Source organism: Chryseobacterium pennipullorum, assembly GCF_003384725.1.
Lineage (GTDB): Bacteria > Bacteroidota > Bacteroidia > Flavobacteriales > Weeksellaceae > Chryseobacterium > Chryseobacterium pennipullorum.
Window position 1 is genome coordinate 24,587 of sequence record NZ_QNVV01000027.1, and the last position, 24,110, is coordinate 48,696.

The following is a 24,110-nucleotide window of genomic DNA, read 5'->3' on the forward strand; positions in this document are numbered from 1 at the left end:
AACTCATTAAAAATACTTATCAACGCAATAGGGAAGGCAAAATGACGAAATAGAAGAAAATTTTATAGCGCTTTTTTTTTGAAATCAAATTCATTTTTTTTATGCTAAACTGATTTGGAAAATATTTGTATTTTAGCCGGAATTTGTTGATTTTTAATAAACATATCGCCCACTGGTTAAAATTCAGATAATCTGAATGAAAAAATCATTAGATTTGCACAAAACAAAAAATAATATATTTAAGCTCTATTTTCTATACAGGACGTTGTTTACAACAGATGTAATGAGAGAATACCAGGATTTTTAGGTTATAAAACTACTGAAACTATGAAGAAACTTTTTTTACTTTTATTAACGGCATTTTTATTTATCGGCTGCAGTTCTGATGACGAAACCATTCATGATTATGTAGGAACATGGTCTGGTACCTATGAGGGTAGTGATAAAGGAGTCTGGAATTTTGTGATAAGTACCGAAGGAAAAGTATCCGGAACGATGCATTCCGACGTTAATAATGACAATTATAATATTTCCGGTAATGTAAGCAATTCAGGAGATCTTAACGCAGTAGTCGGACTTCCATCAAAAGGAGAATTCAGAGGAAAACTGAATACAGATAAAAAAGGAAGCGGAAACTGGTCCAATGCACTTCCTACTCCCGCACAGGCAGGAACCTGGAAAGGAGATAAGAAATAAAAAAAATAAAGTCTGCAGCGTACTGCAGACTTTATTTTTTTATACAAACCCCATATGGGTAATTTTATCATGATTATTTTTCAACGCTGCAAAATAGAGCAGCCCTTCCTTTCCCGAAAAATGTTTTTGAAGAAGAACTTCCTTTTTTTTTAGCGAAACAACTTCTTCTTCGTATTCGGCAATATAGTTTTCATAATCCATTGAAATGGTGACGATTACAACATATTCGGCCGGAAAATCTTTGGCAGCAAATAGGCTGTGATTATCAATCACAATACCACCCTTTGTGTTCTCTATAGTTCCGAACTGGAATTCCTGAAGAAGCTTTTTTCCTTCTTCTGTTTTTAATCCGTTTTCAACGGTTCGTTTTCCTCTTTCCGAGAGAGGGTCCCTATTTTTTATGGCAGTCATCAGTTTGGCAAACTTCTGGTAGAGGAGGGGATCTCCTGCTGCCTGGATATAGGGAGTCAGACATTTTCTTATTGTTTTTCCGACCCTGGAACAATGTCCGAACTCTGAACTGTTTTGCCGCACCTTCTCATAAGTAGGACTTTTTTTAAATGCAGCTTTGTTAAACCCGCTTTTCTTCCGAACCACATTCTTTCCGTTCAGGTTATAAAAAACAAGGTCGCCCACAGCGCCTGTGATCTTGATTAGACTTTCGTACGTTGCCATATTGCCAGAATTGAACCCAAATATACCAATAAATAAATAAAAATTAAATTTTAACATATATTTATCATATAGTTGTAGTATAGTTATACCATAATTAAAATATTAAATGTATATTTGTTTAATCAAGTATAAACCAGATGAATATGAAACCGGGATTATTTGGAAAAAGAATGGGAGTACAGCAATTGTCTGCTGTATTGATCGCGTCTGTTATTGTCGTTTCTTGCGGAACATCAAAAAGTGCCACTGCTCATAAAAAATCAGGGAGTAAAACAATCACAAAATCTGAAAATCTCAGAAAGCTTGATTCTAAATTCGATGGAAACGTGCCCAGATCCATCAATTCCATTTTAAAAGATGCTGAAAAATACCTTGGAACTCCTTATAAGTTCGGCGGAAATACATCATCAGGATTTGACTGTTCCGGATTTACGGTGAAAGTATTTCAAGAAAATGATTTTAATCTTCCGAGAAGATCTTCTGATCAGGCTGATGCCGGAAAGAATATTGATATTAAGGATGTAAAGCCCGGAGATCTGCTTTTTTTTGCCACTGCCGGAGGAAGCAGGGTTTCTCACGTAGGAATTGTTCATGATATCGGAGTGGATGGAGAAGTGAAATTCATTCATGCTTCCACTTCAAAAGGAGTGATCATTTCATCATTAAACGAAAAATACTGGAATAAGGCATATCTTCACGCCCAAAGAGTTCTGTAAAAATATCTTTTAAAATGATAGAGAACCGGACATTTGCCTTCATTAAAACTGATAAAAAGCTCGTCAAGCTTTTCTTTAAAGATATCAATGTCATCAAGGGGTTGGGGAACTATGTAGAAGTTCATACCGTAGGCCATAAAAGATATATTTACTACAAAACACTTAAAGACCTCATAGAGACCTTGCCAGACGAATTTATGCGGGTTCATAATTCATACATCGTCAATCTTACCCATATAGAATCTTTTGAAGACAATCACCTGATATGCGGTGAATTGAAAATTACCGTGGCCAAAAGTTATAAAGAATGTCTTCATTCCGCTCTTGGTAATATGATGCTTTAAAATTCATCAACATCAGAAAAAGAGCCACCCACATCCTATTTCTTACCGTGTACATAAAAAAGTTTTTATTCCTGTTTTCTTATTCTAGTTTTACCCAAAAACTTACATAATGAATAAAGACAATGCATTGCATTACATCAAAACCAATACTATTATCGGAGTTAAAGCAGGACAACAGAGATCTGAGTTTCTGGAAATTTGGATGGTCGAGGTCCGGAACAGGATATTTGCGAGATCATGGGGGCTCGCTGAAAGAAGCTGGTACACTGCCTTTTTAGAAGATCCGTCAGGGGAGATCCGGTGTGGCGAAGTTATTTATCCTATAAAAGCTGTTATTCCCGAAGATATCAATGATCTTGCCAATGAAATTAATCAGGCATACCTGGCCAAATACAATACAGGTCACAATATTCCTTATTCACAAGGAATTATTCGTGAAAAACATATGGCCAAAACAATGGAATTTATTATTTGGGATTAAATAGATTTAAAAGTATGCTTGATGCTTTTCAATCCGGAAAAAAAAGATATAAACTATTCATAGAAGTGGAAAAGCAGTGGAATCCTCTGTCAATCGGCATTAGGCTAAATAAAAAAGCAACCCATTGAAATAAGGGTTGCTTTTTAAATATGTAAAATGAATTAAAAATGTTCACAAGCAGTTGCCGCAAGCTCTTTTTCTTCATTTATTTCATCGCTTGCAATGTCTTTAGGAAAGGAAAAGAAGCTCAATAAAAAAGTAGCTGAAAGAAGTAGGACACTTACCGAAAGAACATGTTGAACCCCATAATAGGAACTGACAATTCCGCCCAAAAAAGCACCTAATGAAATTCCAATATTAAAAGATGATGTAAGTAAGCTGTTCACAAATTCCAGCGCATGATGTGGAATATTTTGCGTGGTTCTGATATTTGAAACCAAAAAGCCTCCGGTATGAATCATACCCCAGAATGACACGATCGTCACCATGGGGATAAAAACTCCTCCCATGATGTAAGCCAGAATTTGAACCGACATTAAAAGCAGCAAAAACAATCTTGTGGTAAGTTTTACATTCCGGCTTAAAGCCAGTCCCATAAGCCAGTTGCCAAGCGTTCCCATTCCCCCGAAAAGAAGCAGCATAATGCTGATCTGGGTGCCATTCATTTTTGTGATTTCTTCAAGATAAGCAGTAAGGTAGGTATAGCTGGAGAACATAGCAGCTAAAGTTCCAATAGTAGAAATCAGGTTCATCCACAAAAAGGGATTTTTCAATATGCTGAATTGATTCTGTTCAGATTTTTCTTTTTCCGCGGGAATGGAGGGAATAAAAAACAATAACCCGGTAAATGCAATGAGACTGATAGCGCTGCTCAGAAAGAATGAAGCTTTCCAGTCATGAAAAAGATCAGCTGCATACGTTGTCATCGGAATACCGAGAACGGTGGCAAGGCTCAGCCCAAGCATCACCGTGGAAACTCCTTTTGCTCCCTTTTCTTTGAATGCTATGGCAATGGAGATATTCCAGAAAAGTGGATGCAGTATGGCGGGAAATATACGGGCAAACATAAGCATGGTAAAGTTTGTAGAAAAAGCAGAAATAAGATTTGAAAGCACAAAGATGCTCATGACAAGACATAAAAGAAACTTGCGGTTTATTTTGCTGGTGAAAGACGTGATAAAAGGAGAAGAAACAGCAACGGTGATGGCAAAAGCACTCAGCAGCCATCCTGCCGTATCAATTGATACACCGAACTCCCTGCTGATCGTAGGTAGAATACCCACCACTCCGAATTCAGTAGTAATAATGCCGAAAGCTCCCAATGCCAGGACATAGATTGATCTTTTCATAGATTCTAAAAATTTTGATATAGCAAATTTGGACAGAAAAATTGTAAAAAATCAGTATATTTTAATGATAAATGAGTACTTTTACCTCATGAAAAGAGAGAATATAGATCAATTGGTAAAAGTTGAATACCATACCACCGAAAATTGCCCTTTAAAAGGAAATCAATATTCCTTTTTTCAGATTATATATGTTATTTCCGGAAAAGGTTCCTTTAAAATCAACGATAATATGGCTTCCTATAGTAAAGGCAGTTTGATATTGCTGACTCCTGACGATAAACACCATCTGAACATAGAACAAAAAACGGAGCTTTTACTTGTAAAGTTCAGTGAACGTTATGTAAAGGACTACAAATGGAATAACATTAACTCAATAGGATGCCTGTTGTATGGCGCTTCTTATCTTTCCGGGTGCATTTTGCAGAACAGGACGGATGTTGTTTTGGTAGATTCTATTGTTACTTCACTGCTTCATGGTCTGAATCATCCGGATCTTTATCAGGAAGAATTAACGCTGCATTATGTGAATGCTTTAATTGTGATCGCAGCAAGAAATATTTCAAAGATGCGGGTTGAGCATGCAGCATCCAATACAGATAAAAGAATAGTGGATATTATTAACTATATCCAGGGAAATATTCATGATCCGGCACTTTTAAAAGTCTCTGTAATTGCTCAGAAATTCGGACTTTCCGAAACCTATCTTGGCAGCTATTTTAAAAATCAGTGCGGAGAAACCATTACCCATTATATCCTGAATTATAAATTGAGATTGATTGAACACCGCCTTCTTTTCAGCGATATGAGAATCAATGAAATTGTCACCGAATTTGGCTTTTCAGATGAAAGCCACCTGAATAAATTTTTTAAAAAACAGCATAAAATGAGTCTTACAGAGTTTAAAAAAACAAAAGCTTCTATTAAATCTGTAGTTTAGATGCCTTTCGTATTGTATTGTAAATGATGGAATTAAATTACAATACATTCAATGGAGGCGGAATGAAGTCTATTTGCATAAAAAATCAAATAGCATTGGCTTAGCCGAAAGTTAGTGGGAATGTTGCAATAGCATTGCATCGTAAAATCCTTGAAATTTGTCGCAAAAAACCAACCATGGCAGATTTTATCAGATTTTTTATCCCGTTTTATTTCATCCTGTTTTTTGCAGTTTCGTTTCTCGGAATTAGCATTGCTGTAGCCAGGAAGATCGGAAAGAACCCTAATGTTTTGCCAAAAGACGATTCTGCTTATGCATTGGTTGGCTGGTATTTCAAGCTGATCTTAGCTGTTTTATGGATCTATACAACATTACCCTTATTCGTTCCAAGCGTAGCAAAGAGTTTTAAAATACGGATGTTAGATTCCGAGCTGTTTCAATACTTTGGAGCGGGATTGATGATTTTTGCCTTTATCTGGGTGGTTATCGCCCAGCTTCAAATGAAAGATTCCTGGCGGATAGGTATTGATGAACATATGAAAACAGAACTTGTTACATCCGGATTATTCCAATTTTCAAGAAATCCTATATTTTAGGGATGAGCCTGAGTCTTGCCGGATTTTTCTTTGCTTTTCCTACTGTAATTGCCTTATGTCTGTTCATTATCGGTAGTATTTTGATGCAGATTCAGATCCGGCTGGAAGAGGAGTATCTTCTCAGGCAGCATGGTGAAATATATAAGGCCTATAAAAAGAAGGTGGGACGCATGATTAGCCTTCATTAAAAGCACGATGTTAAAAACCGTTTTGCTGAACTTTTTTGTATCTTTGGCCGGTATAATTTTTCAAACTAATTTAAATAAGAAACATGTCGTTACAACAAACTATTGAAAATATTTGGGATAATAGAGATCTATTACAAAATGAAGACAGCCAGAAGGCGATCAGAGAAGTTATTTCTTTAGTTGATAAAGGTGAACTTCGTACTGCTGAGCCTACAGAAAATGGATGGCAGGTAAATGAATGGGTGAAAAAAGCTGTCGTAATGTATTTTCCTATCCAGAAAATGGAAACTATTGAAGTAGGTCCGTTTGAGTTTCATGATAAAATGCCTTTGAAAAGAAACTATGCTGAAAAAGGAGTAAGAGTTGTACCACATGCAGTGGCGAGAGAAGGAGCTTACATTGCTCCGGGAGTTATTATGATGCCATCGTACGTCAATATCGGAGCTTATGTAGACTCTGGAACGATGGTAGATACATGGGCTACGGTAGGAAGCTGCGCTCAGATCGGTAAAAACGTTCACCTGAGCGGTGGTGTAGGTATCGGTGGCGTATTGGAGCCATTACAGGCAGCACCGGTAATCATTGAAGATGACTGTTTCATCGGGTCAAGATGTATTGTTGTAGAAGGAGTGCATGTAGAAAAAGAAGCGGTATTGGGTGCAAACGTTGTATTGACAGCTTCTACAAAAATTATCGACGTTACAGGAGATACACCTGTTGAAATCAAAGGAAGAGTTCCTGCCCGTTCAGTCGTAATTCCTGGAAGCTATACAAAGCAGTATCCTGCAGGTGAATACCAGGTTCCATGTGCACTGATTATTGGTCAGAGAAAAGAATCTACAGATAAGAAAACATCTCTGAATGATGCATTGAGAGACAATAATGTAGCTGTATAAGATTAGTATATAAAGCTAAATACCACAGTCTTGAAAGAAAAATTTCTTAAAATACTATTAAACCCTAAATATATATTTGGGGTTTATCTTATTATATCGGTTGTTACGGCGATTTCCAAATATCTGAGAGGAGATTATGCAATCAATAACTATCTGATTTTCAAAAATGTATTCTTTAATACCGTGAATCAGAAAAACCTGTTCATTCACTATCCCGATCTCTATTTTGATCTGAATCATTACGGGGTCTTTTTCAGTGCACTGATCGCACCGTTTGCGATGATGCCGGATTGGCTGGGCATCTCCCTGTGGAATGTTGCCAATACGTTTATCTTCATCTACGGGATTTATAAACTGCCGTTTTCCGATTCCAAGAAAGCTATTTTCGGACTGCTATGTCTGCAGGAATATATCACAGCAGCGCTAAGCTTACAATTTAATGTGGCGTTGACCGGTCTTTTACTGTTATCTGCAACGTATATTTATGAAAGAAAGGAAGTAAAGTCAGTAACTGCGATTTTAATAGGTGTATTTGTAAAGATCTACGGAATTGTAGGGCTTACCCAATTTTTCTTTATTAAAAACAAGGCTAAATTCATTCTTTCCGGCATTGCCATTGCCGTACTGTTTTTTGTACTTCCTATGGCGTATTCAAGTCCGAAGTTTGTGATCCAGTGCTATACAGACTGGTTTCAGTCTATCGTGGAAAAGAACAACGAAAACCAGGTTCTGGGGAATATGCAGGATATTTCGTTAATGGGGTTTGTAAGAAGAGTTTTAGGGGATGCATCCATTTCCAATCTTGTATTTTTAGCTTTTGGATTGCCCCTTTTTGCATTGCCGTATATCAGAATTAGACAATACAAGCATTACGCTTTCCAACTGATGATTCTGGCTTCTACATTATTGTTCTTAGTACTGTTCAGTTCGAGTTCAGAATCACCGACGTATATCATTGCCGTTGTTGGTGTTTTAATATGGTTTTTCCTTCAGAAGGATAGGACCCCGCTGATTACGGGACTGCTTGTCTTTGTTATTGTTTTCACTTGTTTTTCAACATCGGATCTGTTTCCGAAATTTATAAAAGAAAATTATATTATTAAATATTCATTAAAAGCAGTACCTTGTATTGTGGTCTGGTTGAGAGTGGTTTATGAGCTTTTAACTAAAGATTTTGAGAAAAATTACAGCCTGAATTAATACACTATGAAGAAAATTTCAATTGTAATTCCCGCCTATAACGAAGAAGGGAACGTTGCCATGATTCATCAGAAAATCAAAGAAGTTTTTGATGGTCTCAGCAGCTATGACTTTGAAATCATTTTTGTAAATGACGGCAGCAGAGACCATACGCAGCAAAAGCTGGAAGAACTATCCAGCCGATATGATGAAGTGAAATTCATAGAATTCTCCCGCAATTTCGGTCACCAGCCCGCTGTAAAAGCTGGAATGGACAACGCTCACGGAAATGCGGTGATCTCGATGGATGGTGATCTTCAGCATCCCCCTGAGCTGATTCCTGAAATGATAAAAAAATGGGAAGAAGGCTATGATGTTGTATTTACGGTAAGAACCTATCCCAAAGAGATTTCTTATTTTAAGAGGAAAACATCTGATCTCTTCTACAAAATCCTGTCAAGCCTTTCAGATGTTAATCTTACTAAAGGAGGAGGATCAGATTTCAGACTTCTGGATGCGGGAGCTGTAGAAGTCATGCGGACTTTTAATGAAGACGATTTATTCCTGCGCGGGCTGACAAGCTGGATGGGGTTCAAACAAACCGGAATTGAATTTAAAGCCAACGAAAGATTATCAGGACAGAGCAGTTACAACCTCAAAAAGATGTTTACTTTTGCCTTTACGGGAATTACAGCTTTCAGTGTAAAACCGTTGTATCTGGCGGCTTATCTGGGCTTTTTATTCTCGGCACTTTCAGTGGTCGGTTATGGAACGTATGTCATCCATTCATTTATCGCCAAAACCGAAATATCAGGATGGGCCTCGCTTATTATGACGATTGTATTTTTTGGTGGGCTTCAGCTGATTATTTTAGGAATTATGGGAATTTACTTAGGGAAAATATTTAAACAGGTGAAAGACAGACCTAATTATATAGTTAAAAATAAAAATTTTTAGAATGGTATTATTGAGTTTTGACATTGAGGAATTTGATATGCCGTTAGAATATAAGGGTGAAATACCTTTTGAAAAGCAGATTTCAATTTCACAGACAGGATTGGAAAGGATTTTAGACATCCTTAAAAAATATAAAGCAAGAGCTACTTTTTTTTCTACGGTAGTTTTTGCAGAAAACAGCAGGCCTCTTATCGAAAGACTATTAAACGAGGGTCATGAACTGGCTTCTCATACCTGGTTCCACTCAGAATTTGAAAATAAGCACCTGAAGGAATCAAGAGAAAAACTGGAAGACCTATTTTCTACAAAAGTAACCGGATTAAGGATGCCAAGAATGATGCCTGTTGACGAAAAAGAAGTCGAAAGGGCAGGGTATTCCTACAATTCATCTGTCAATCCCACGTTTTTACCGGGAAGATATAACAATTTGAAAGTATCCAGAACCTATTTCAAAGAAGGAAATGTGATGCAGGTTCCTGCTTCTGTATCCCCTAATTTCAGAATTCCTTTGTTTTGGTTAAGTTTTCATAATTTTCCACTATCTTTCTACAAAAAGCTGGCTGCTGATACCTTGAAAAAAGACCATTATCTCAATATTTATTTCCATCCGTGGGAATTTGCAGAGATCAAAGATCCGGCCTTTAAACTCCCCGGGTTTACTGTGAAAAATTCAGGGAAAGATATGGTAGAACGATTTGATTCGTTTGTAGGGTGGCTTAAAGAAAAAGGATATGCATTCGGGACATTTCAGGAATTTCAAAAACAGATACAACGATGAAGATTGCCTTTGATGCAAAACGGTTTTTCCATAATACGTCCGGCTTGGGCAACTATTCAAGGGACCTGGTAAGAATACTTTCCAGGTATGCCCCTGATAACGAGTATCTCTTACTTAATAAAAACAAATCAGAGCGCGGAAAAGAAATCCTGAGCTATCCGAATGTTCAGTTTATTGAAACCTCAAAGGGAAACTTCTCACGTCAGCTCAAAATGGGTAAAGATGCCCAGAAGCACGGTGCCGACATCTTCCATGGACTGTCCGGTGAGCTTCCTTTGAAATGGGATTCAAAGCCTATTAAGAAAGTGGTGACGATTCATGATCTGATCTTTGTACGATATCCGCAGTACTATTCTTTTTTTGACAGAAGAATTCATTTTTGGAAATTTAAAAAAGCAGCAGAGATGGCTGATAAAATTATTGCCATTTCGGAACAGACCAAAAGAGATATTGTTCAGTATTTAAAGATTCCGGAGTCTAAGATTGACGTGATCTACCAGGGGTGTCATCAGGCTTTTAAGGAACAGCAGTCTCCAGAATTTATGCAAGCGGTAAAAACTCAATATACACTTCCTGAAAGGTTTATACTGAACGTTGGAACGATTGAAGACCGTAAAAATCTTCTCAGCGTGGTAAAAGCAATCTGTGGTACCGCTATTCCTCTCGTAGTGGTCGGAAGGAAGACCCAATATTACAAGAAAATAGAAAGGTTCATTAAAAAAAACAAGATGGAAAAGCAGGTGCTGTTCCTGGAAGGTGTTTCTATGGATGAGCTGGCTGCGATCTATAAACTGGCGGATATTTTTGTATACCCGAGCTTCTTTGAAGGCTTTGGTATCCCTGTTATTGAAGCCCTTTTCTCCAGAACGGTTGTCGTGACCAGCAATACCAGCTGCTTACCTGAAGCCGGAGGTAAAGACTCCGTATATATCGATCCTCATAATGATCTTGATATGAAGGCTAAGCTCATATTTATCTGGGACAATGAGTCTGAAAGAAGACGCCGTGAAGACAAGGGTTTTGACTTTGTTCAGAAATTTAATGATGAACCTATTGCAAAGGAACTGATGAACTTTTATCAAAAAATTATCTGAAAAATCTTTGCATATTAAAAATAAATCCTACATTTGCATCACAATTCAATACAATGAAACCAACTTTTTTAGCATTACATCATTATCATCATCATCTCTGTTAGGCGGAATTGATTGATATATGTTTGTGCTAAAATCAAAAATATTTAAAACCGTCTGAGTAAATAGGCGGTTTTTTTGTTTCCTGAATTCTTCTCAGAAATTCCAATAAATCAGTTTTTTATTTGCTCAGATTCAAAAAAGACGAAATGAGTAAATTAAAAATTGCGATCCAGAAAAGCGGCCGGCTGTACGAGGAATCTCTACAGCTTCTCAAAGATTGCGGAATCTTCGTGAATAATGGTAAAGACCAGCTTAAAGTTTCGGTAGATAACTTTCCGATGGAGATCATGTATCTCCGAAATTCAGACATCCCGCAATACCTGGAAGACGGGGTCGTGGATGTCGCTATTGTGGGCGAAAACCTTTTGGTAGAAAAACAAAAAAGCATCACCATTGTTCAACCGCTTGGTTTTTCAAAATGCCGGGTATCCATCGCTGTTCCAAAAGAAATTGAAACCGATGATCCCGCTTATTTTCAAGGCAGAAAAATTGCCACTTCCTATCCCAATACCCTTCAAACATTTTTGCAGAAAAAGGGAATTGCTGCAGATATTCACGTGATTTCCGGATCTGTGGAAATTGCTCCGAATATTGGTCTTGCAGACGGCATCTGTGATATCGTAAGCTCCGGAAGCACTTTATTTAAGAACGGATTAAGGGAGACGGTTACCTTGCTCAGATCGGAGGCGGTTTTAGCAAAAAATACTGGGCTATCCACAGAAAAAGAAGCTGTTCTGGAGAAACTCTTATTCCGGGTCAAAGCTGTTCTGAAGGCTAAGAATTCAAAATATATTCTGATGAATGTTCCGAATGATAAAATACAGGAAATAGCCGGTGTGCTTCCTGTTCTGAAAAGTCCTACCGTCATTCCGCTGGCAGAAGAAGGCTGGAGCAGTATTCATTCCGTGATTGACGAAGAAAGGTTCTGGGATGTGATTGATGAGCTGAAAGAAAAAGGAGCCCAGGATATATTAATCATTCCAATCGATAAAATGGTCATTTAAAATAAGCACAATGAAAGTATACAGATACCCAACGAAAGAAATTTGGTCAGACCTGATCAAGCGTCCGGTTTTTGAACAACAGGAAATTTCAAAACTCATTGCAGACATATTCAGCGAAGTCGCTGAAAACGGAGATCAGGCTTTGATGGCATTCAATAGGAAATTTGATCAGTGCGAAACAGAGCGCCTTCTGGTAACAGAAGCGGAGATTGAAAATGCTGCCAACCTGATGAGTACCGATTTAAAGAATGCCATTCAACAAGCTAAAGAAAATATATCCGCATTCCATGCATCCCAGAGACAGGAAATTCAAAAGATTGAAACTACACAAGGGGTCACCTGCTGGCGAGAAAACAGGGCGGTAGAGAAAGTGGGCATCTATATTCCAGGAGGAACAGCCCCTTTATTTTCTACCGTGCTGATGCTTGCTGTTCCTGCAAATCTGGCAGGATGTAAGGAAATTGTCCTTTGCACACCACCGGATAAGAACGGAAATATCAATCCGGCAATTTTATATGCAGCTAAGCTTTGCGGAGTATCTTTGATCTTTAAAACAGGAGGGGCTCAGGCGGTTGCAGCCATGACCCTGGGAACGGAAAGTATTCCTCAGGTCTATAAAATTTTCGGCCCCGGAAATCAGTTTGTCGTAGCAGCTAAAGAATATGCCCAGCGTTTCGGTGTTGCCATCGATATGCCGGCAGGTCCCAGTGAAGTTCTCGTCATTGCCGATGAGCAGGCTATCCCGGAATTTTGTGCTGCTGATCTTTTATCACAGGCTGAGCACGGTAGTGACAGCCAGGTTATTTTTATCACGACAAACCTTAAAGTGCTGGATGAGACAATCGTTGCTGTTAATCAACAGATCAAAGCTTTACCCCGAAACGGACTTGCGGAAAAAGCATTGGAGAACAGTTCTTTCATCATCGTCAATTCTCTGGAAGAAGCCGTGGAATTCAGTAACCTGTATGCTCCGGAGCACCTCATTCTGGCGATGGGTGATTTTGAAAAGTATGTCCCACTAATTCAGAATGCCGGATCTGTCTTTTTAGGAAATTATTCCTGCGAAAGTGCAGGAGATTATGCCAGCGGAACCAATCACACTCTGCCAACCAATACCTATACAAGGAATTACAGCGGAGTCTCTCTGGATAGTTTTGTAAAGAAAATCACTTTTCAGCATCTTTCCAAAGAAGGACTTCAGAATTTAGGGAAAACCATTGAACTCATGGCAGACGCGGAAGGTCTGTTTGCCCACAAAAATGCAGTATCTATACGATTACAATAATTAATGCTGGTCAATGCAAAAGCACGGGAGAAAAGAGTTTGCGGTATTTTTAAATCTTTTCCAGATTGTGCAAATTAAGCAGATGTTCATGAGAAAAAATAGGCACAATCTCATTAATCTGCGAACGGGTTTATAAACGATCAATGTTTAAAATCATTTATTCTCTGCGCTTTTGCGACAATACAACAAACAGTTAATCCATTAAGGGAAAAAATATATAATGAAAAATAACAGTATCAGTACTTTAGTAAGAGAAAATATATTGAAGTTACAACCCTACATCAGTTTCAGGGATCATAATGAATTTAACGCACCGGTATTTCTGGATGCTAACGAAAGCCCTTTCGGGGATTGTAACCGTTACCCGGATTCTACCCAGAGAAAGCTTAAAAACAGGTTGGCAGAACTCAAAAACCTTTCTCCTTCACAGATTGCTGTAGGAAACGGGAGTGATGAGCTGATTGATCTGATTATTAAGATCTTCTGCGAGCCTAAGAAAGATTCTGTTCTGATGATGAATCCCTCTTTTGCCATGTATGCCTTTTATGCCACGATCAACGAAAACAAAGTGCTGACACTGGATCTGAATGACAGATTTGAGATTGTACAAAATGATTTTTCTGAAGTGGTAAAAGATCCTTCTCTGAAAGTATTCTTTTTGTGCTCACCCAATAACCCTACCGGAAACAGTGTTGATGATATCGAATTTTATCTTCAGAACTTTAAAGGGATTGTAGTCGTTGATGAAGCTTATATAGAATTTTCCGGAAAAAAATCAAGCCTTGAACTTCTTGACCGGTATCCTAATCTCATTGTCCTTCAGACCTTTTCCAAGGCCTGGGGTGCAGCTGGAGCAAGAGCGGGAATAGCCTATGCTTCTGAGGAGATCATAAGATTGATCAACACCGTAAAAGCACCTTATAATGTGAATGTTCTGAGCCAGGAGTTGATTTTAAAGGCACTGGAAAATGAAAACAGGCTTCAGGAAAATGTGAATAATATTTTAGAAGAACGACTATGGCTGCAGGAGCAGTTTAGGGATATTGACTGTATTTCAAAAGTATTTCCCACGGATGCCAATTTTTTTCTGATCAGAATGGAAAATATAGATCAGGTATACGGAAGAATGCTTGAGAACGAAATTCTGACAAGCAGAAGAGACCCTGCCATTGCCGGATGTATAAGAATCAATGTCGGGAGCCGGGAGGAGAATCAAAAACTGGTTAACCTTTTAAAAAATATCAAAAGATGAAAAAAGTACTCTTTATAGACCGCGACGGGACACTGATCATTGAGCCGCCTACAGATTTTCAGGTAGATTCTCTGGAAAAGCTTGAGTTTTATCCGGGTGTTTTCCAGAATCTATCAAAAATTGCTAATGAACTGGATTACGAGCTGGTTATGGTAACCAATCAGGACGGTTTGGGAACTGAGAGTTTTCCTGAAGAAGACTTTATAAAACCTCAGGAAAAAATGTTGAAAGCATTAGAGAATGAAGGAATTTGTTTCAGTGATATCCTTATTGACAAAAGCCTTGAATCTAAAAATCTGCCTACCAGAAAACCGGGCATCGGAATGCTTGGGAAATATATCTACGGCAACTATGATCTTAAAAATTCTTATGTAATCGGTGATCGAAGTACCGATGTGCAACTTGCTAAAAATTTGGGATCTAAGGCTATTTATATTAATGAAAGCTTTAATATCGATTCGGAGCTTACTACTACCTCGTGGGCTGAGATCTACAAGTTCCTTAAATCAGGAATGAGAAAAGCTAAAGTAGCCCGGAAAACCAATGAAACGGATATAGAAATTGAAGTGAATATCGATGGCACCGGAATCGCTGAGATCTCCACCGGATTACACTTTTTCGATCACATGCTGGAGCAGATCGCCAGACACGGAAATATGGACCTGAAGATTAAAGTGAATGGAGATCTTAATGTAGATGAGCACCATACCATAGAAGATACCGGAATTGTATTGGGTGAAGCTATTTCAAAAGCGTTAGGAAAAAAGAAAGGAATTGAAAGGTATGGCTTTCTTCTTCCAATGGATGACTGTCTGGCTCAGGTGGCTATTGATTTCGGGGGAAGACCATGGCTGGTTTGGGATGTTGAATTTAAAAGAGAAAAAATTGGAGATGTTCCTACAGAAATGTTTTTCCACTTCTTCAAATCCTTTACCGACTCTTCAAAATCGAACCTTAATATCAAAGCTGAAGGTGACAATGAGCACCACAAGATTGAATCAGTTTTTAAAGCATTTGCAAAAGCCGTTAAAATGGCAGTAAACCAATCAGATGCCAATTACAGTTTACCTTCTACAAAAGGAAGTTTATAATGATGATCGCAATAATAAAATACAACGGAGGGAACGTCAATTCTGTTCAGAATGCCCTCAATAGGCTGAATATCGATTCTTTGATTACCGATGACCCGGAAAAGATCTTAAAAGCCGATAAAGTGATTTTTCCTGGCGTTGGAGAAGCTTCATCAACAATGAAACTATTGAAGGAAAAGGAACTTGATGTATTGATTCCAAGCCTTACCCAGCCGGTTCTGGGAATATGTTTGGGAATGCAGCTGATGTGTGAGGGAAATGAAGAAGGAGATACTGAAGGCATGGGAATTTTTGATAGTAAGGTGAGAAAATTTCCCTCAAGGGATATTGTCCCGCATATGGGCTGGAATACATTGTCAGGACAAACTTCGCCATTATTTTCAGGAATGGCAGAGAACAATGATGTTTATTTTGTTCACAGCTATTACTGTGAACTGTCAGACTTTACGACTTCGGTTTGTGATTACATTCTCCCATTCAGTGCTTCTTTGCAGAAAGATAATTTCTATGCTGTACAGTTTCACCCCGAAAAATCCGGAGTGGTGGGAAATCAGATCGTTAGCAACTTTATAAATTTATAATGATGAAAATAATTCCGGCTATTGATATTATCGACGGGAAATGTGTCCGTTTGTCAAAAGGAGATTACAGCACAAAAAAAATATACAATGAAGCCCCGGTAGAGGTCGCAAAAGAATTTGAAAGCTGTGGAATTCAATATCTTCATCTGGTGGATCTTGACGGAGCCCAATCAAAGCATATCGTCAACCAGAAAGTACTGGAAGATATTGCGGGGGCTACTTCGCTCCACATTGATTTTGGAGGCGGGCTGAAGACCCGGGAAGATATAGAAACGGCATTCAATTCAGGGGCAAATCAGATTACTTTAGGAAGTATTGCCGTACAGGATCCAGAATTTTGCTACGCTATGATTGAGCAGTACGGTGCCGAAAAGATTATTCTGGGGGCAGACTGCGACAACAGGAAAATTAAGACCTCCGGCTGGCAGGAAGAGACTAATCAGGATGTCATTGATTTTATCCTGCGGTATAGGAAAAAAGGAATCCAAGAGGTGATTTGTACTGATATTGCCAAAGATGGGATGCTGGAAGGACCTTCTATAGAACTGTATCGCGAAATCCTTGCCGAAACCTCTGTTAATTTGGTCGCCAGCGGTGGTATTTCCGGAATCCGGGATGTGTATGCCATGAAAGCCCTGGGCTGCTCCGGGACCATCATTGGAAAAGCTATTTATGAGGGACATATCAGCTTACAGGAACTTCAAAACTTTATAGGAAATGCTTAAAAAAAGAATAATCCCTTGTCTGGATATAAAAGACGGATGTACAGTGAAGGGAATCAATTTTGAAGGCCTAAAAAATGCGGGCGATCCGGTAGAGCTTGCCGGAAAGTATGAGAGGGAAGGTGCGGATGAACTTATCTTTCTGGACATTACCGCTACGGTTGAAAACAGAAAGACGTTTGTAGAGCTGGTAAAGGATATTGCCAAAGAGCTGAGCATTCCCTTTACGGTAGGAGGAGGAATTTCTTCTGTTGAAGATGTGCGCAGACTTCTGGAAGCAGGAGCCGATAAGATCAGCATCAACTCTTCTGCTGTCAGAAACCCGCTGTTGATTTCCGACCTGGCTAAAGAGTTCGGAAGCCAGTGTATCGTAGTGGCTATTGATACGAAGAAGATAGGCAATGATGACCTTGTACACATCAGGGGCGGCAGGCAGGCGACCGAACTGACAACCGTAGAATGGGCAAAAATGGCAGCTTCTCTGGGAGCCGGCGAAATTTTGCTTACGTCTATGGACGGAGACGGTACCAAGGCTGGTTTTGATCTCCGGATAACCAGAGCCGTATCAGAGAATATCACGATTCCTGTGATTGCCTCCGGAGGAGCCGGAACCGGAGATGACTTTACCAAAGTTTTCAATGAAACCCGTGCTACCGGAGCTTTGGCAGCCAGTATATTCCATTTTAATGAAATCAGTATTCCGGAATTAAAACAACAATTAAAAAATCAAAAACTCCCAATACGATGAATATCAATTTTAATAAAGATAATGGCCTTGTTCCCGTCATCATTCAGGATCAGAGAACTTTACAGGTTTTGATGCTGGGCTACATGAATCAGGAAGCATTTGAAAAAACAAGCAGAGAAGGAATTGTTACTTTTTTCAGCCGGTCTAAAAACAGACTCTGGACAAAAGGAGAGGAATCCGGCAATTTTCTTACCGTGAAAAGCATCGCTCTGGATTGTGACCAGGATACGATCCTTATAAAGGCCATTCCCGGAAGTACAGTTTGTCATACGGGAAGTTTCAGCTGCTTTGGAGAAAAAGTTTCTAAAGGTTTTTTATATGAACTGGAAGAAAAAGTATCTCAGAGAATTGACAGCAGAGTAGCAGACTCTTATACCTACTCACTCTATCAGCGGGGAATCAATAAAATGGCTCAAAAAGTAGGAGAGGAAGCTGTAGAATTGGTAATCGAGGCTAAAGATGACAACAGCGATCTTTTTAAAAATGAAGCCGCAGATCTGCTTTATCACTTTCTGATCTTATTAAAAGCCAAAGAATTTTCTTTGCAGGATATTGAGCAGACCCTTTTGGAACGGGATCACTAAACTTTTAAATGATTAGTTTTTCAGAATAGATAAGTGGAAATGGGTAGGTGATTACGGTTTCCCTCAATTGTAATTATCAAAAGAAAATAGTAATAATATACTATATGTTTAAAACCTTTGAAGAAATTCAAAGGTTTTTTGTTAAAATGCTTGTTAATAAATAATGCTAAATAAAAAAGAGGTTGAAATTATATCTTAAAATAAATTGTGTAATTATCAATATTCACTATACTTCATTGTGATATTGTTTGGTATGTTTAAAAAGTATTAAATTCCAACGTTTTAAAAACATAAATCATGAAAAAACTCTACATGGGTGCTTACACGGTATGCACTATTTTGGGACTCTATGCCCAGGAAATTCTCTGGCAGCGGGATATCGAATCCTCGACCCAGGATTTTCTAAGCCAGGTGACCGCCACCATCGACCAGCAATATTTAATCACAGGAAGCTCTATCCAGTCAGGAAAAGGGAAAATGGAAGCGGGAAGTAAGCCCAACAACGGCTATGACTTTCATCTTGTCAAGCTGAACCAGCAGGGAGAACAGGTTTGGGAAAAATATTTCGCAGGTCAGAATCACGATTTTCTTTCCGCTACCGTAACCACTCAGGACGGTGGATTTTTGGTATCCGGTACCTCGTATTCAGGGAAGGGGCTTGATAAAAAAGATGATTCCAAAGGCGGATCCGACATCTGGCTCATCAGAATTAATGAATTCGGAGATGAACTGTGGCAGAAAACCTTAGGCTCCACTGCCGATGAAGAAGCCAAAGCCGTTATCCAAACCACAGACCTTGGTTTCTTTGTAGCCGGAAATATCCAAAACTCAGCCCAGGGCTATGGCTCCAAAGATGTATGGATTACCCGGCTTGACAAGGATGGAAAAGAACTTTCACAATTAGTTTTAGGAGGAAAAGGACTTGATGAAGTGGAGAAAATGATTCCCACAAAAGATGGCGGAGCGTTGTTAGGGATCTACTCGAGGAGCTCGGCTGTACAAGGGACAATGTCCAATGTACAAAGTACCGGCAACTCAGGTACACCCGACACCCGACACCCGACATTTTACATCAGTACAAAAAACTACAGAAAACTATGGCGAAGGAGATTACTGGATCGTTAAGCTGGACAAAACCGGCAAAGTAGAATGGGAAAAGAACTATGGCGGAAAAGGAGATGACCATATCAGAACTTTAGCTTTAACCCCTGGCGGCTTTGTCATCGGTGGTGAATCCAGATCCGAAAGATCCGGCAATAAATCCGTAGGCATCGAAGAAGGCACCGACCTTTGGGTGATGGCCTTAAATGAACGGGGTGAGGAGCAGTGGCAGAAATCCTACAATTTCAAAAACAGGGATATCCTGATGGGGATGAGTGTAATTCAGAGTCAAGATACAAGCACCAGGAACCAAGACTTAACAAAAGGGATTTTGTTGGGCGGCTATACCCAGGCAGAAGGAAGAATAGAAAAAGATGATGAGACGTTCTGGATGCTGTATGTGGATGGAAACGGAAACGAGCAGTGGCGAAAACACGTAAGCGGCAAGTCCAGAAAAAGAGAAGAGAGGCTTTCAGACCTGAAATTAAACCGTGACGGTTCTATTATTTTGGCCGGCACCAGTGCCGAAGAATTGGGTAAAGAAAACTGGAAGATCGTGAAACTGGGTGATCAACAGGTCAATGACCTGATCGTTAAGTATGACATCAAAATCTATCCTAATCCTGTATCCGACTATGCCTACGTAGAAATCGGCTTCGATTTTAAAGAAGCAGACATCCTGGTGTATGACATGAGCGGAAGACAGCTTCAGAATTTGAAGACCAAGAATAAAGTCACGAAAATAAATACCCAGGCTTTGGTGCAGGGGGCTTATCTGGTGACCATAAAAACAGATACGAATAAAACAGCAAATGCTAAACTGATTAAAAAATAACCATGAAGAAGAAAATTTATACCCTACTGTTATTATCCGCATTCCTAAACGGATATTCTCAAACCTCCAATAATAATAGCGATGCCACATTAAAAGTCTTCCCATCTTCACCGGATGCCTACAGCTTAGGAACCTACGGAAACATTAACATCGGTGAATATACAGGAACTATGATGCAGGATATTCCGCTGTACGAATATTCAATCGGGGATATCAAGGTACCTGTTTCCCTGAAATATTCGAGCAATGGGATTAAAGTGGATGATTACACCACCATTGCCGGATTAGGATGGACGTTGAGTGCCAATGGCGTTATTTCCAGAATTGCAAGAGATAAGGAGGATAGGATAAATGGTGCGTTATGGCAAAATGATGACACGGTTGATCCAGCTTCAGGATATAAGGGTCTTCAACTCAACTTTTTTGAACATACTGCATTAAGCGAGAATTTTGATACAGAAAAAGATTTGTACAGATTAAATATACCTGACGTATTTTCTACCTCGTTTGTACAACACGGAGTGAATACCTGGATTCAGGACAAGAAAAGTGATTTTAAAATTCAAAAAACGGCACAAGGATTTTTAATCATCTCTCCTCAGGGTATACAATATCATTTTACGCTTATCGAATCAAGCGAAAGCAGGGTTCACGGAAGCACACCATCACCCCCGGAACTGATTGATGAATCCGCTTACTTTCTAACCCGAATTGAAGATACAAAGAATAATACTGTTTTTTTGGAATACGAACCGGAAGCTTTTACGTACACAGTCAATAATAACGATGTGTACAGTTTTTTTGAGAATTCTTATTCCATCAATTGTCCGGCAGATCAGGGCCAACCGCCACTGGTAGGAATAGCAGGAATGAGGCAGACTTCTAATGTGGTAACCTATAACAGCCATCGTCTGAAAAAAATACGGAATAATATTGACCAGAGTGTCCTGGTATTTAATTATGGCGGCGTAGGAAGTATTTCGGCAAATCGCGGTTCTTATTTAAAGGAAGTGATCAGCCAGATCGAAAGCAGTGTTACACCCCGGGTCATAGAGACGTATAAGCTGGATTATCTGGCTACCCCTAATGAAAGGGTATTTCTAACTAAAGTATACTCTGAAATCAATAAAAAACAACATACGTTCGAGTATCTCACTCCCGAGGTGCTCCCTAAGCGGTTATCAAATGCACAGGACTTTTGGGGATATTACAATGGCGCTATTTATAATTCACATTTGATCGGAAGAATAAGCAGTCCCGCTTTGGAAAACAGCAATTTTTCTTTTGCTCACAGGGGTCTCAATATCAATCTTTCTCCTTCCGGCTTACTGTCAAAAATCACTTATCCTACCAAAGGATACAGCAAAATATTCTATGAACCCCATACAGAATGGGGGCCAAAAGCCATACCAGCTGTTTTAAAATCAAAGACCATGACGGTTCTTACAGACAGTGATACGTGGAATGCAACTGCTACCGAAACTTTCTACTCTGGAAAATCTCAAAAAATAAAATTTGGAGGAGGAGCATATTTTAACCAGGATTGTTCCGCAATGACCCATCAGGTTCGGGTCTACATACGAGTTAAAAATCTTACAACGGGACAAAATGTGAGTTTAACCCGGCTCACCTCTAATGGGTATGTAAATGAACCAAGTCCTTATTATTATCCTGGCGGTCCTGACGCCTTCTATCTTGACGCAAATGCTTCAGCAGAATATCAGGTGTTAATAAGTGTATCGAGAAACTGCTTTGGAGGCGGAATCCGTTTTGAATATTTTGATGCCGCGGATATGGTTGTCGAGACCAATCTTCCTTTGGGGGGCAACAGGGTAGAGCGAATAGAACATTATGATAATGTTTCTTCATCACCAAAAATAGAAAAATGGTATTATGCTCATAAAAATCAGCTCAACAAATCCTCAGGGATAAGTCCTTTCAAACCGGTAATCTGGAAATATACAGATGGAGTACATTATTGTCCTCCAACTGACCTCAACCCAATGCTCTATAAATATACTCCGTACAAGTATGTAAGCATTTTTTCAAATAGTTTAATTCCTCTTTTTGGAAATGAATCTCAGAACGTAAGCTATGAGTATGTGACCAAAAGCTTTGGCGGAGCCAACTTTGAAAAAGGCGGAAGATTTACCAACTATCAGGCAGGGAATGATCCTATTGCTTCAAATATTTTTGGAAACGGAAACTATAGGGGTGGAAACTTCACCAATTCAAGCTGGAATAAAGGCTTTGTCAAAAGCACCGAGGATCTAATGCTTAGGAACGGTACGTTAAGCACCCTGAAAGAGGTGACAAATGAGTACTCCTATAATACTACTAAGAAAGAAGAATTTTTAAATTTTACCGGAATTAAATATGGAAGTCCTCAGATGATCAGTAAAAAGACGTACAAATGTACAGCTGCTGATATTATCAGACAAAATACAGGTTATAATCCTTGTTATGGAAAATCTGTAAATGATCCTGTTCCCTATCTTATTTCTCTGGACCTTAGTATGTTTGGAGAAGTTCTTCAGTACAAATTTATCTCCCATGATTATCACCTGTCAAAAGTAACCACTAAAGAAAATTTTGACAATGGAACGGCAAAGACAACCGTAGAATACCTGAATAATAACCCCAATCACTATCAGACAACATCACAAAAAACCACTTTCCCAGATTTGAGTGTTAATGAAACGCTGTACAGCTATGCCCACGAAAAGAATAATCAGTTGATGCTGAGTAAAAATATGATAGGGATACCATTAGAGAGCATATCAACCCAAACTATTGGAAACAGTACAAAAACGATTTCAAAAACAGAAACCATCTATCCTAAAATACCTGCTGAAATTACAAATAACAGCGCAGGCCTTGTACTGCCCTTATCTTTGGTGTCCTATAACCTGCAAAATAACGCACCTTCAACAGAAGTGACCTACGATAAATTTGATACCAATGGAAATCTGATTCAATACACTACAAAAGGAATTCCAACGGTCATCATCTGGGGGTATCAGAAAAAACTGCCTATCGCCAAACTGGAAGGAATCACCTATGCATGGTTACAGGAGCATTATCCTGACACTACAGAAATCGTTAATGCTTCCGATATCGATGCGAATGCCGGAATTAATAATGATGAAACGGCCTTTTTATCTGTACTGCAAACATTCCGAACTAAAATGAATATAGACCGTTTTCAGCCGCTGGTCACCACCTATACCTATGATCCATTGATCGGAGTAAGAAGTATCACTCCGCCATCCGGTATCAGGGAGGCTTATTTCTATGATACTGCCAACAGACTGAAAGAAATAAGAGAAAACAATGTATCAGGGAAGCTGTTAAAAGAATTCAGATACAACTATAAAAACTAAAACGAATGAAAAAAATAATGATTCCCGTAGGAGTACTGCTGATGGGAGGAGTAAAGGGACAGCTCAGCCCTCTTGCCAACACGGAAAACTATGTCCAGACCAAGACCTATCTTGATTACAATGGGAGTTCCCCTACCAAATCTGCTGAAACGGTTCAGTATTTTGACGGATTGGGAAGACCAAAGCAAATCGTTAATGTCAAAGCATCCCCTCTTGGACGTGATGTAGTCACTCCGATTGTTTATGATGGCTTTGGAAGACAGGTCAAAGATTATTTACCGGTTCCCCAATCTAATACCTTGAACGGGGCCATCGTTCCCAATCCTTTAGCCAATGCTACTCAGCCAAGTATTTATGGACAGGAAAAGATTTTTGCTGAAAAAACTCTTGAAAACTCTCCCCTGGACCGGATCCTGGAACAAAAACAGGTGGGAACGGCCTGGGATACCAAACCGGTGAAGTTTCAGTATGACGTCAATGTGCATGTAGACTACGTAAGGAAATACGAAACCACAACCACCTGGGTAGAGAACAGA

General features: G+C 39.1%; 26 protein-coding genes. 24 read left to right on the forward strand and 2 right to left on the reverse strand.

The window, feature by feature from the left end; translation table 11 throughout:
* Window positions 1-327 precede the first annotated feature (327 nt).
* Window positions 328-696, forward strand: coding sequence for a hypothetical protein (locus DRF67_RS20280; RefSeq protein ID WP_115930124.1), 369 nt, complete (start codon window positions 328-330; stop codon window positions 694-696).
* A gap of 39 nt (window positions 697-735) precedes the next feature.
* Here DRF67_RS20280 and DRF67_RS20285 read toward each other — a convergent pair whose 3' ends face one another.
* Entirely contained in the window at window positions 736-1,371 is a 636-nt protein-coding gene (locus DRF67_RS20285; RefSeq protein WP_115930125.1) for a hypothetical protein, read from the reverse strand.
* Between the two features lie 143 nt (window positions 1,372-1,514).
* On the opposite strand from DRF67_RS20285, the gene DRF67_RS20290 reads away from it, so the two are divergent.
* The 3 genes from DRF67_RS20290 to DRF67_RS20300 all read left to right on the forward strand — a co-directional run bounded on the left by DRF67_RS20290 (window position 1,515) and on the right by DRF67_RS20300 (window position 2,912).
* A complete protein-coding gene (locus tag DRF67_RS20290) occupies window positions 1,515-2,087 on the forward strand; it encodes a C40 family peptidase (RefSeq protein ID WP_115930140.1) in 573 nt (190 codons plus the stop codon).
* 14 nt (window positions 2,088-2,101) lie between these two features.
* Window positions 2,102-2,431 carry a LytR/AlgR family response regulator transcription factor gene (locus DRF67_RS20295; protein WP_185142134.1) on the forward strand — a complete coding sequence of 110 codons (330 nt, stop codon included), beginning with the start codon at window positions 2,102-2,104 and terminating at the stop codon, window positions 2,429-2,431.
* Between the two features lie 109 nt (window positions 2,432-2,540).
* Window positions 2,541-2,912, forward strand: a complete 372-nt coding sequence (locus DRF67_RS20300; RefSeq protein WP_115930126.1) for a DUF2255 family protein — start codon at window positions 2,541-2,543, stop codon at window positions 2,910-2,912.
* 161 nt (window positions 2,913-3,073) lie between these two features.
* Here the strand turns inward: DRF67_RS20300 and DRF67_RS20305 are convergent, their stop codons facing one another.
* Window positions 3,074-4,261 carry an MFS transporter gene (locus DRF67_RS20305; protein ID WP_115930127.1) on the reverse strand — a complete coding sequence of 396 codons (1,188 nt, stop codon included), beginning with the start codon at window positions 4,259-4,261 and terminating at the stop codon, window positions 3,074-3,076.
* 88 nt (window positions 4,262-4,349) lie between these two features.
* Here DRF67_RS20305 and DRF67_RS20310 point away from each other — a divergent pair, with 88 nt between their 5' ends.
* From DRF67_RS20310 to DRF67_RS20395, 20 genes are all read left to right on the forward strand, one after another.
* Window positions 4,350-5,198 (forward strand): AraC family transcriptional regulator, encoded by an 849-nt coding sequence (locus tag DRF67_RS20310; RefSeq protein ID WP_115930142.1) that lies wholly within the window; start codon window positions 4,350-4,352, stop codon window positions 5,196-5,198.
* A gap of 176 nt (window positions 5,199-5,374) precedes the next feature.
* A complete protein-coding gene (locus tag DRF67_RS20315; protein WP_228435869.1) occupies window positions 5,375-5,794 on the forward strand; it encodes a hypothetical protein in 420 nt (139 codons plus the stop codon).
* 2 nt (window positions 5,795-5,796) lie between these two features.
* Window positions 5,797-5,982 carry a methyltransferase family protein gene (locus DRF67_RS21865; RefSeq protein WP_228435870.1) on the forward strand — a complete coding sequence of 62 codons (186 nt, stop codon included), beginning with the start codon at window positions 5,797-5,799 and terminating at the stop codon, window positions 5,980-5,982.
* Window positions 5,983-6,065: 83 nt separating this feature from the next.
* Entirely contained in the window at window positions 6,066-6,878 is an 813-nt protein-coding gene (locus DRF67_RS20320; RefSeq protein ID WP_002979694.1) for a 2,3,4,5-tetrahydropyridine-2,6-dicarboxylate N-succinyltransferase, read from the forward strand.
* 30 nt (window positions 6,879-6,908) lie between these two features.
* The gene (locus DRF67_RS20325) at window positions 6,909-8,078 is read left to right on the forward strand and encodes a glycosyltransferase family 87 protein (protein ID WP_115930128.1); all 1,170 of its coding nucleotides are present in this window, start codon (window positions 6,909-6,911) and stop codon (window positions 8,076-8,078) included.
* 6 nt (window positions 8,079-8,084) lie between these two features.
* Window positions 8,085-9,014: a glycosyltransferase family 2 protein gene (locus DRF67_RS20330; RefSeq protein ID WP_115930129.1), complete on the forward strand. Its 930-nt coding sequence runs from the start codon at window positions 8,085-8,087 to the stop codon at window positions 9,012-9,014.
* A gap of 1 nt (window position 9,015) precedes the next feature.
* Window positions 9,016-9,792, forward strand: coding sequence for a polysaccharide deacetylase family protein (locus DRF67_RS20335; protein ID WP_115930130.1), 777 nt, complete (start codon window positions 9,016-9,018; stop codon window positions 9,790-9,792).
* Window positions 9,789-10,886 (forward strand): glycosyltransferase family 4 protein, encoded by a 1,098-nt coding sequence (locus DRF67_RS20340; protein WP_115930131.1) that lies wholly within the window; start codon window positions 9,789-9,791, stop codon window positions 10,884-10,886. The genes DRF67_RS20335 and DRF67_RS20340 overlap by 4 nt, the downstream gene beginning before the upstream one ends.
* A gap of 248 nt (window positions 10,887-11,134) precedes the next feature.
* Window positions 11,135-11,992, forward strand: a complete 858-nt coding sequence (gene hisG / locus DRF67_RS20345) for an ATP phosphoribosyltransferase (protein ID WP_115930132.1) — start codon at window positions 11,135-11,137, stop codon at window positions 11,990-11,992.
* Window positions 11,993-12,002: 10 nt separating this feature from the next.
* Window positions 12,003-13,277, forward strand: a complete 1,275-nt coding sequence (gene hisD / locus DRF67_RS20350) for a histidinol dehydrogenase (protein ID WP_115930133.1) — start codon at window positions 12,003-12,005, stop codon at window positions 13,275-13,277.
* A 220-nt stretch (window positions 13,278-13,497) separates the two neighbouring features.
* Entirely contained in the window at window positions 13,498-14,529 is a 1,032-nt protein-coding gene (gene hisC, locus DRF67_RS20355) for a histidinol-phosphate transaminase (protein WP_115930134.1), read from the forward strand.
* Entirely contained in the window at window positions 14,526-15,620 is a 1,095-nt protein-coding gene (gene hisB / locus DRF67_RS20360) for a bifunctional histidinol-phosphatase/imidazoleglycerol-phosphate dehydratase HisB (protein WP_115930135.1), read from the forward strand. Before hisC ends, hisB begins: the two co-directional genes overlap by 4 nt.
* A gap of 2 nt (window positions 15,621-15,622) precedes the next feature.
* Window positions 15,623-16,201: an imidazole glycerol phosphate synthase subunit HisH gene (gene hisH, locus DRF67_RS20365; protein ID WP_115930143.1), complete on the forward strand. Its 579-nt coding sequence runs from the start codon at window positions 15,623-15,625 to the stop codon at window positions 16,199-16,201.
* Between the two features lie 2 nt (window positions 16,202-16,203).
* Window positions 16,204-16,926: a 1-(5-phosphoribosyl)-5-[(5-phosphoribosylamino)methylideneamino]imidazole-4-carboxamide isomerase gene (gene hisA, locus DRF67_RS20370; RefSeq protein WP_115930136.1), complete on the forward strand. Its 723-nt coding sequence runs from the start codon at window positions 16,204-16,206 to the stop codon at window positions 16,924-16,926.
* On the forward strand, window positions 16,919-17,671 hold the full coding sequence (hisF, locus tag DRF67_RS20375; RefSeq protein ID WP_115930137.1) for an imidazole glycerol phosphate synthase subunit HisF: 753 nt from the start codon (window positions 16,919-16,921) through the stop codon (window positions 17,669-17,671). Before hisA ends, hisF begins: the two co-directional genes overlap by 8 nt.
* A complete protein-coding gene (gene hisIE, locus DRF67_RS20380; protein ID WP_115930138.1) occupies window positions 17,668-18,255 on the forward strand; it encodes a bifunctional phosphoribosyl-AMP cyclohydrolase/phosphoribosyl-ATP diphosphatase HisIE in 588 nt (195 codons plus the stop codon). Before hisF ends, hisIE begins: the two co-directional genes overlap by 4 nt.
* Window positions 18,256-18,552: 297 nt before the next feature.
* Window positions 18,553-19,380: a hypothetical protein gene (locus tag DRF67_RS21870; protein ID WP_228435871.1), complete on the forward strand. Its 828-nt coding sequence runs from the start codon at window positions 18,553-18,555 to the stop codon at window positions 19,378-19,380.
* The gene (locus tag DRF67_RS21875) at window positions 19,271-20,191 is read left to right on the forward strand and encodes a T9SS type A sorting domain-containing protein (RefSeq protein WP_228435872.1); all 921 of its coding nucleotides are present in this window, start codon (window positions 19,271-19,273) and stop codon (window positions 20,189-20,191) included. Before DRF67_RS21870 ends, DRF67_RS21875 begins: the two co-directional genes overlap by 110 nt.
* A 2-nt stretch (window positions 20,192-20,193) precedes the next feature.
* Window positions 20,194-23,574 (forward strand): hypothetical protein, encoded by a 3,381-nt coding sequence (locus DRF67_RS20390; protein ID WP_115930139.1) that lies wholly within the window; start codon window positions 20,194-20,196, stop codon window positions 23,572-23,574.
* Between the two features lie 5 nt (window positions 23,575-23,579).
* A partial coding sequence (locus tag DRF67_RS20395; protein ID WP_228435873.1) for a DUF6443 domain-containing protein occupies window positions 23,580-24,110 on the forward strand: 531 nt, incomplete at its 3' end.

Excerpts from the sequence above, each read along its gene's own strand:
- DRF67_RS20330 (WP_115930129.1), top strand. The coding sequence starts at position 8,085 with ATGAAGAAAATTTCAATTGTAATTCCCGCCTATAACGAAGAAGGGAAC.
- DRF67_RS20305 (WP_115930127.1), bottom strand. The coding sequence starts at position 4,261 with ATGAAAAGATCAATCTATGTCCTGGCATTGGGAGCTTTCGGCATTATT.
- DRF67_RS20280 (WP_115930124.1), top strand. The coding sequence starts at position 328 with ATGAAGAAACTTTTTTTACTTTTATTAACGGCATTTTTATTTATCGGC.
- hisG (WP_115930132.1), top strand. The coding sequence starts at position 11,135 with ATGAGTAAATTAAAAATTGCGATCCAGAAAAGCGGCCGGCTGTACGAG.
- DRF67_RS21870 (WP_228435871.1), top strand. The coding sequence starts at position 18,553 with ATGAAAAAACTCTACATGGGTGCTTACACGGTATGCACTATTTTGGGA.
- DRF67_RS20315 (WP_228435869.1), top strand. The coding sequence starts at position 5,375 with ATGGCAGATTTTATCAGATTTTTTATCCCGTTTTATTTCATCCTGTTT.
- DRF67_RS20340 (WP_115930131.1), top strand. The coding sequence starts at position 9,789 with ATGAAGATTGCCTTTGATGCAAAACGGTTTTTCCATAATACGTCCGGC.
- hisC (WP_115930134.1), top strand. The coding sequence starts at position 13,498 with ATGAAAAATAACAGTATCAGTACTTTAGTAAGAGAAAATATATTGAAG.
- DRF67_RS20320 (WP_002979694.1), top strand. The coding sequence starts at position 6,066 with ATGTCGTTACAACAAACTATTGAAAATATTTGGGATAATAGAGATCTA.
- hisH (WP_115930143.1), top strand. The coding sequence starts at position 15,623 with ATGATCGCAATAATAAAATACAACGGAGGGAACGTCAATTCTGTTCAG.
- DRF67_RS20335 (WP_115930130.1), top strand. The coding sequence starts at position 9,016 with ATGGTATTATTGAGTTTTGACATTGAGGAATTTGATATGCCGTTAGAA.
- hisD (WP_115930133.1), top strand. The coding sequence starts at position 12,003 with ATGAAAGTATACAGATACCCAACGAAAGAAATTTGGTCAGACCTGATC.
- DRF67_RS20390 (WP_115930139.1), top strand. The coding sequence starts at position 20,194 with ATGAAGAAGAAAATTTATACCCTACTGTTATTATCCGCATTCCTAAAC.
- hisIE (WP_115930138.1), top strand. The coding sequence starts at position 17,668 with ATGAATATCAATTTTAATAAAGATAATGGCCTTGTTCCCGTCATCATT.
- hisB (WP_115930135.1), top strand. The coding sequence starts at position 14,526 with ATGAAAAAAGTACTCTTTATAGACCGCGACGGGACACTGATCATTGAG.
- hisF (WP_115930137.1), top strand. The coding sequence starts at position 16,919 with ATGCTTAAAAAAAGAATAATCCCTTGTCTGGATATAAAAGACGGATGT.
- DRF67_RS21865 (WP_228435870.1), top strand. The coding sequence starts at position 5,797 with ATGAGCCTGAGTCTTGCCGGATTTTTCTTTGCTTTTCCTACTGTAATT.
- hisA (WP_115930136.1), top strand. The coding sequence starts at position 16,204 with ATGAAAATAATTCCGGCTATTGATATTATCGACGGGAAATGTGTCCGT.
- DRF67_RS20310 (WP_115930142.1), top strand. The coding sequence starts at position 4,350 with ATGAAAAGAGAGAATATAGATCAATTGGTAAAAGTTGAATACCATACC.
- DRF67_RS21875 (WP_228435872.1), top strand. The coding sequence starts at position 19,271 with ATGTACAAAGTACCGGCAACTCAGGTACACCCGACACCCGACACCCGA.
- DRF67_RS20290 (WP_115930140.1), top strand. The coding sequence starts at position 1,515 with ATGAAACCGGGATTATTTGGAAAAAGAATGGGAGTACAGCAATTGTCT.
- DRF67_RS20285 (WP_115930125.1), bottom strand. The coding sequence starts at position 1,371 with ATGGCAACGTACGAAAGTCTAATCAAGATCACAGGCGCTGTGGGCGAC.
- DRF67_RS20300 (WP_115930126.1), top strand. The coding sequence starts at position 2,541 with ATGAATAAAGACAATGCATTGCATTACATCAAAACCAATACTATTATC.
- DRF67_RS20295 (WP_185142134.1), top strand. The coding sequence starts at position 2,102 with ATGATAGAGAACCGGACATTTGCCTTCATTAAAACTGATAAAAAGCTC.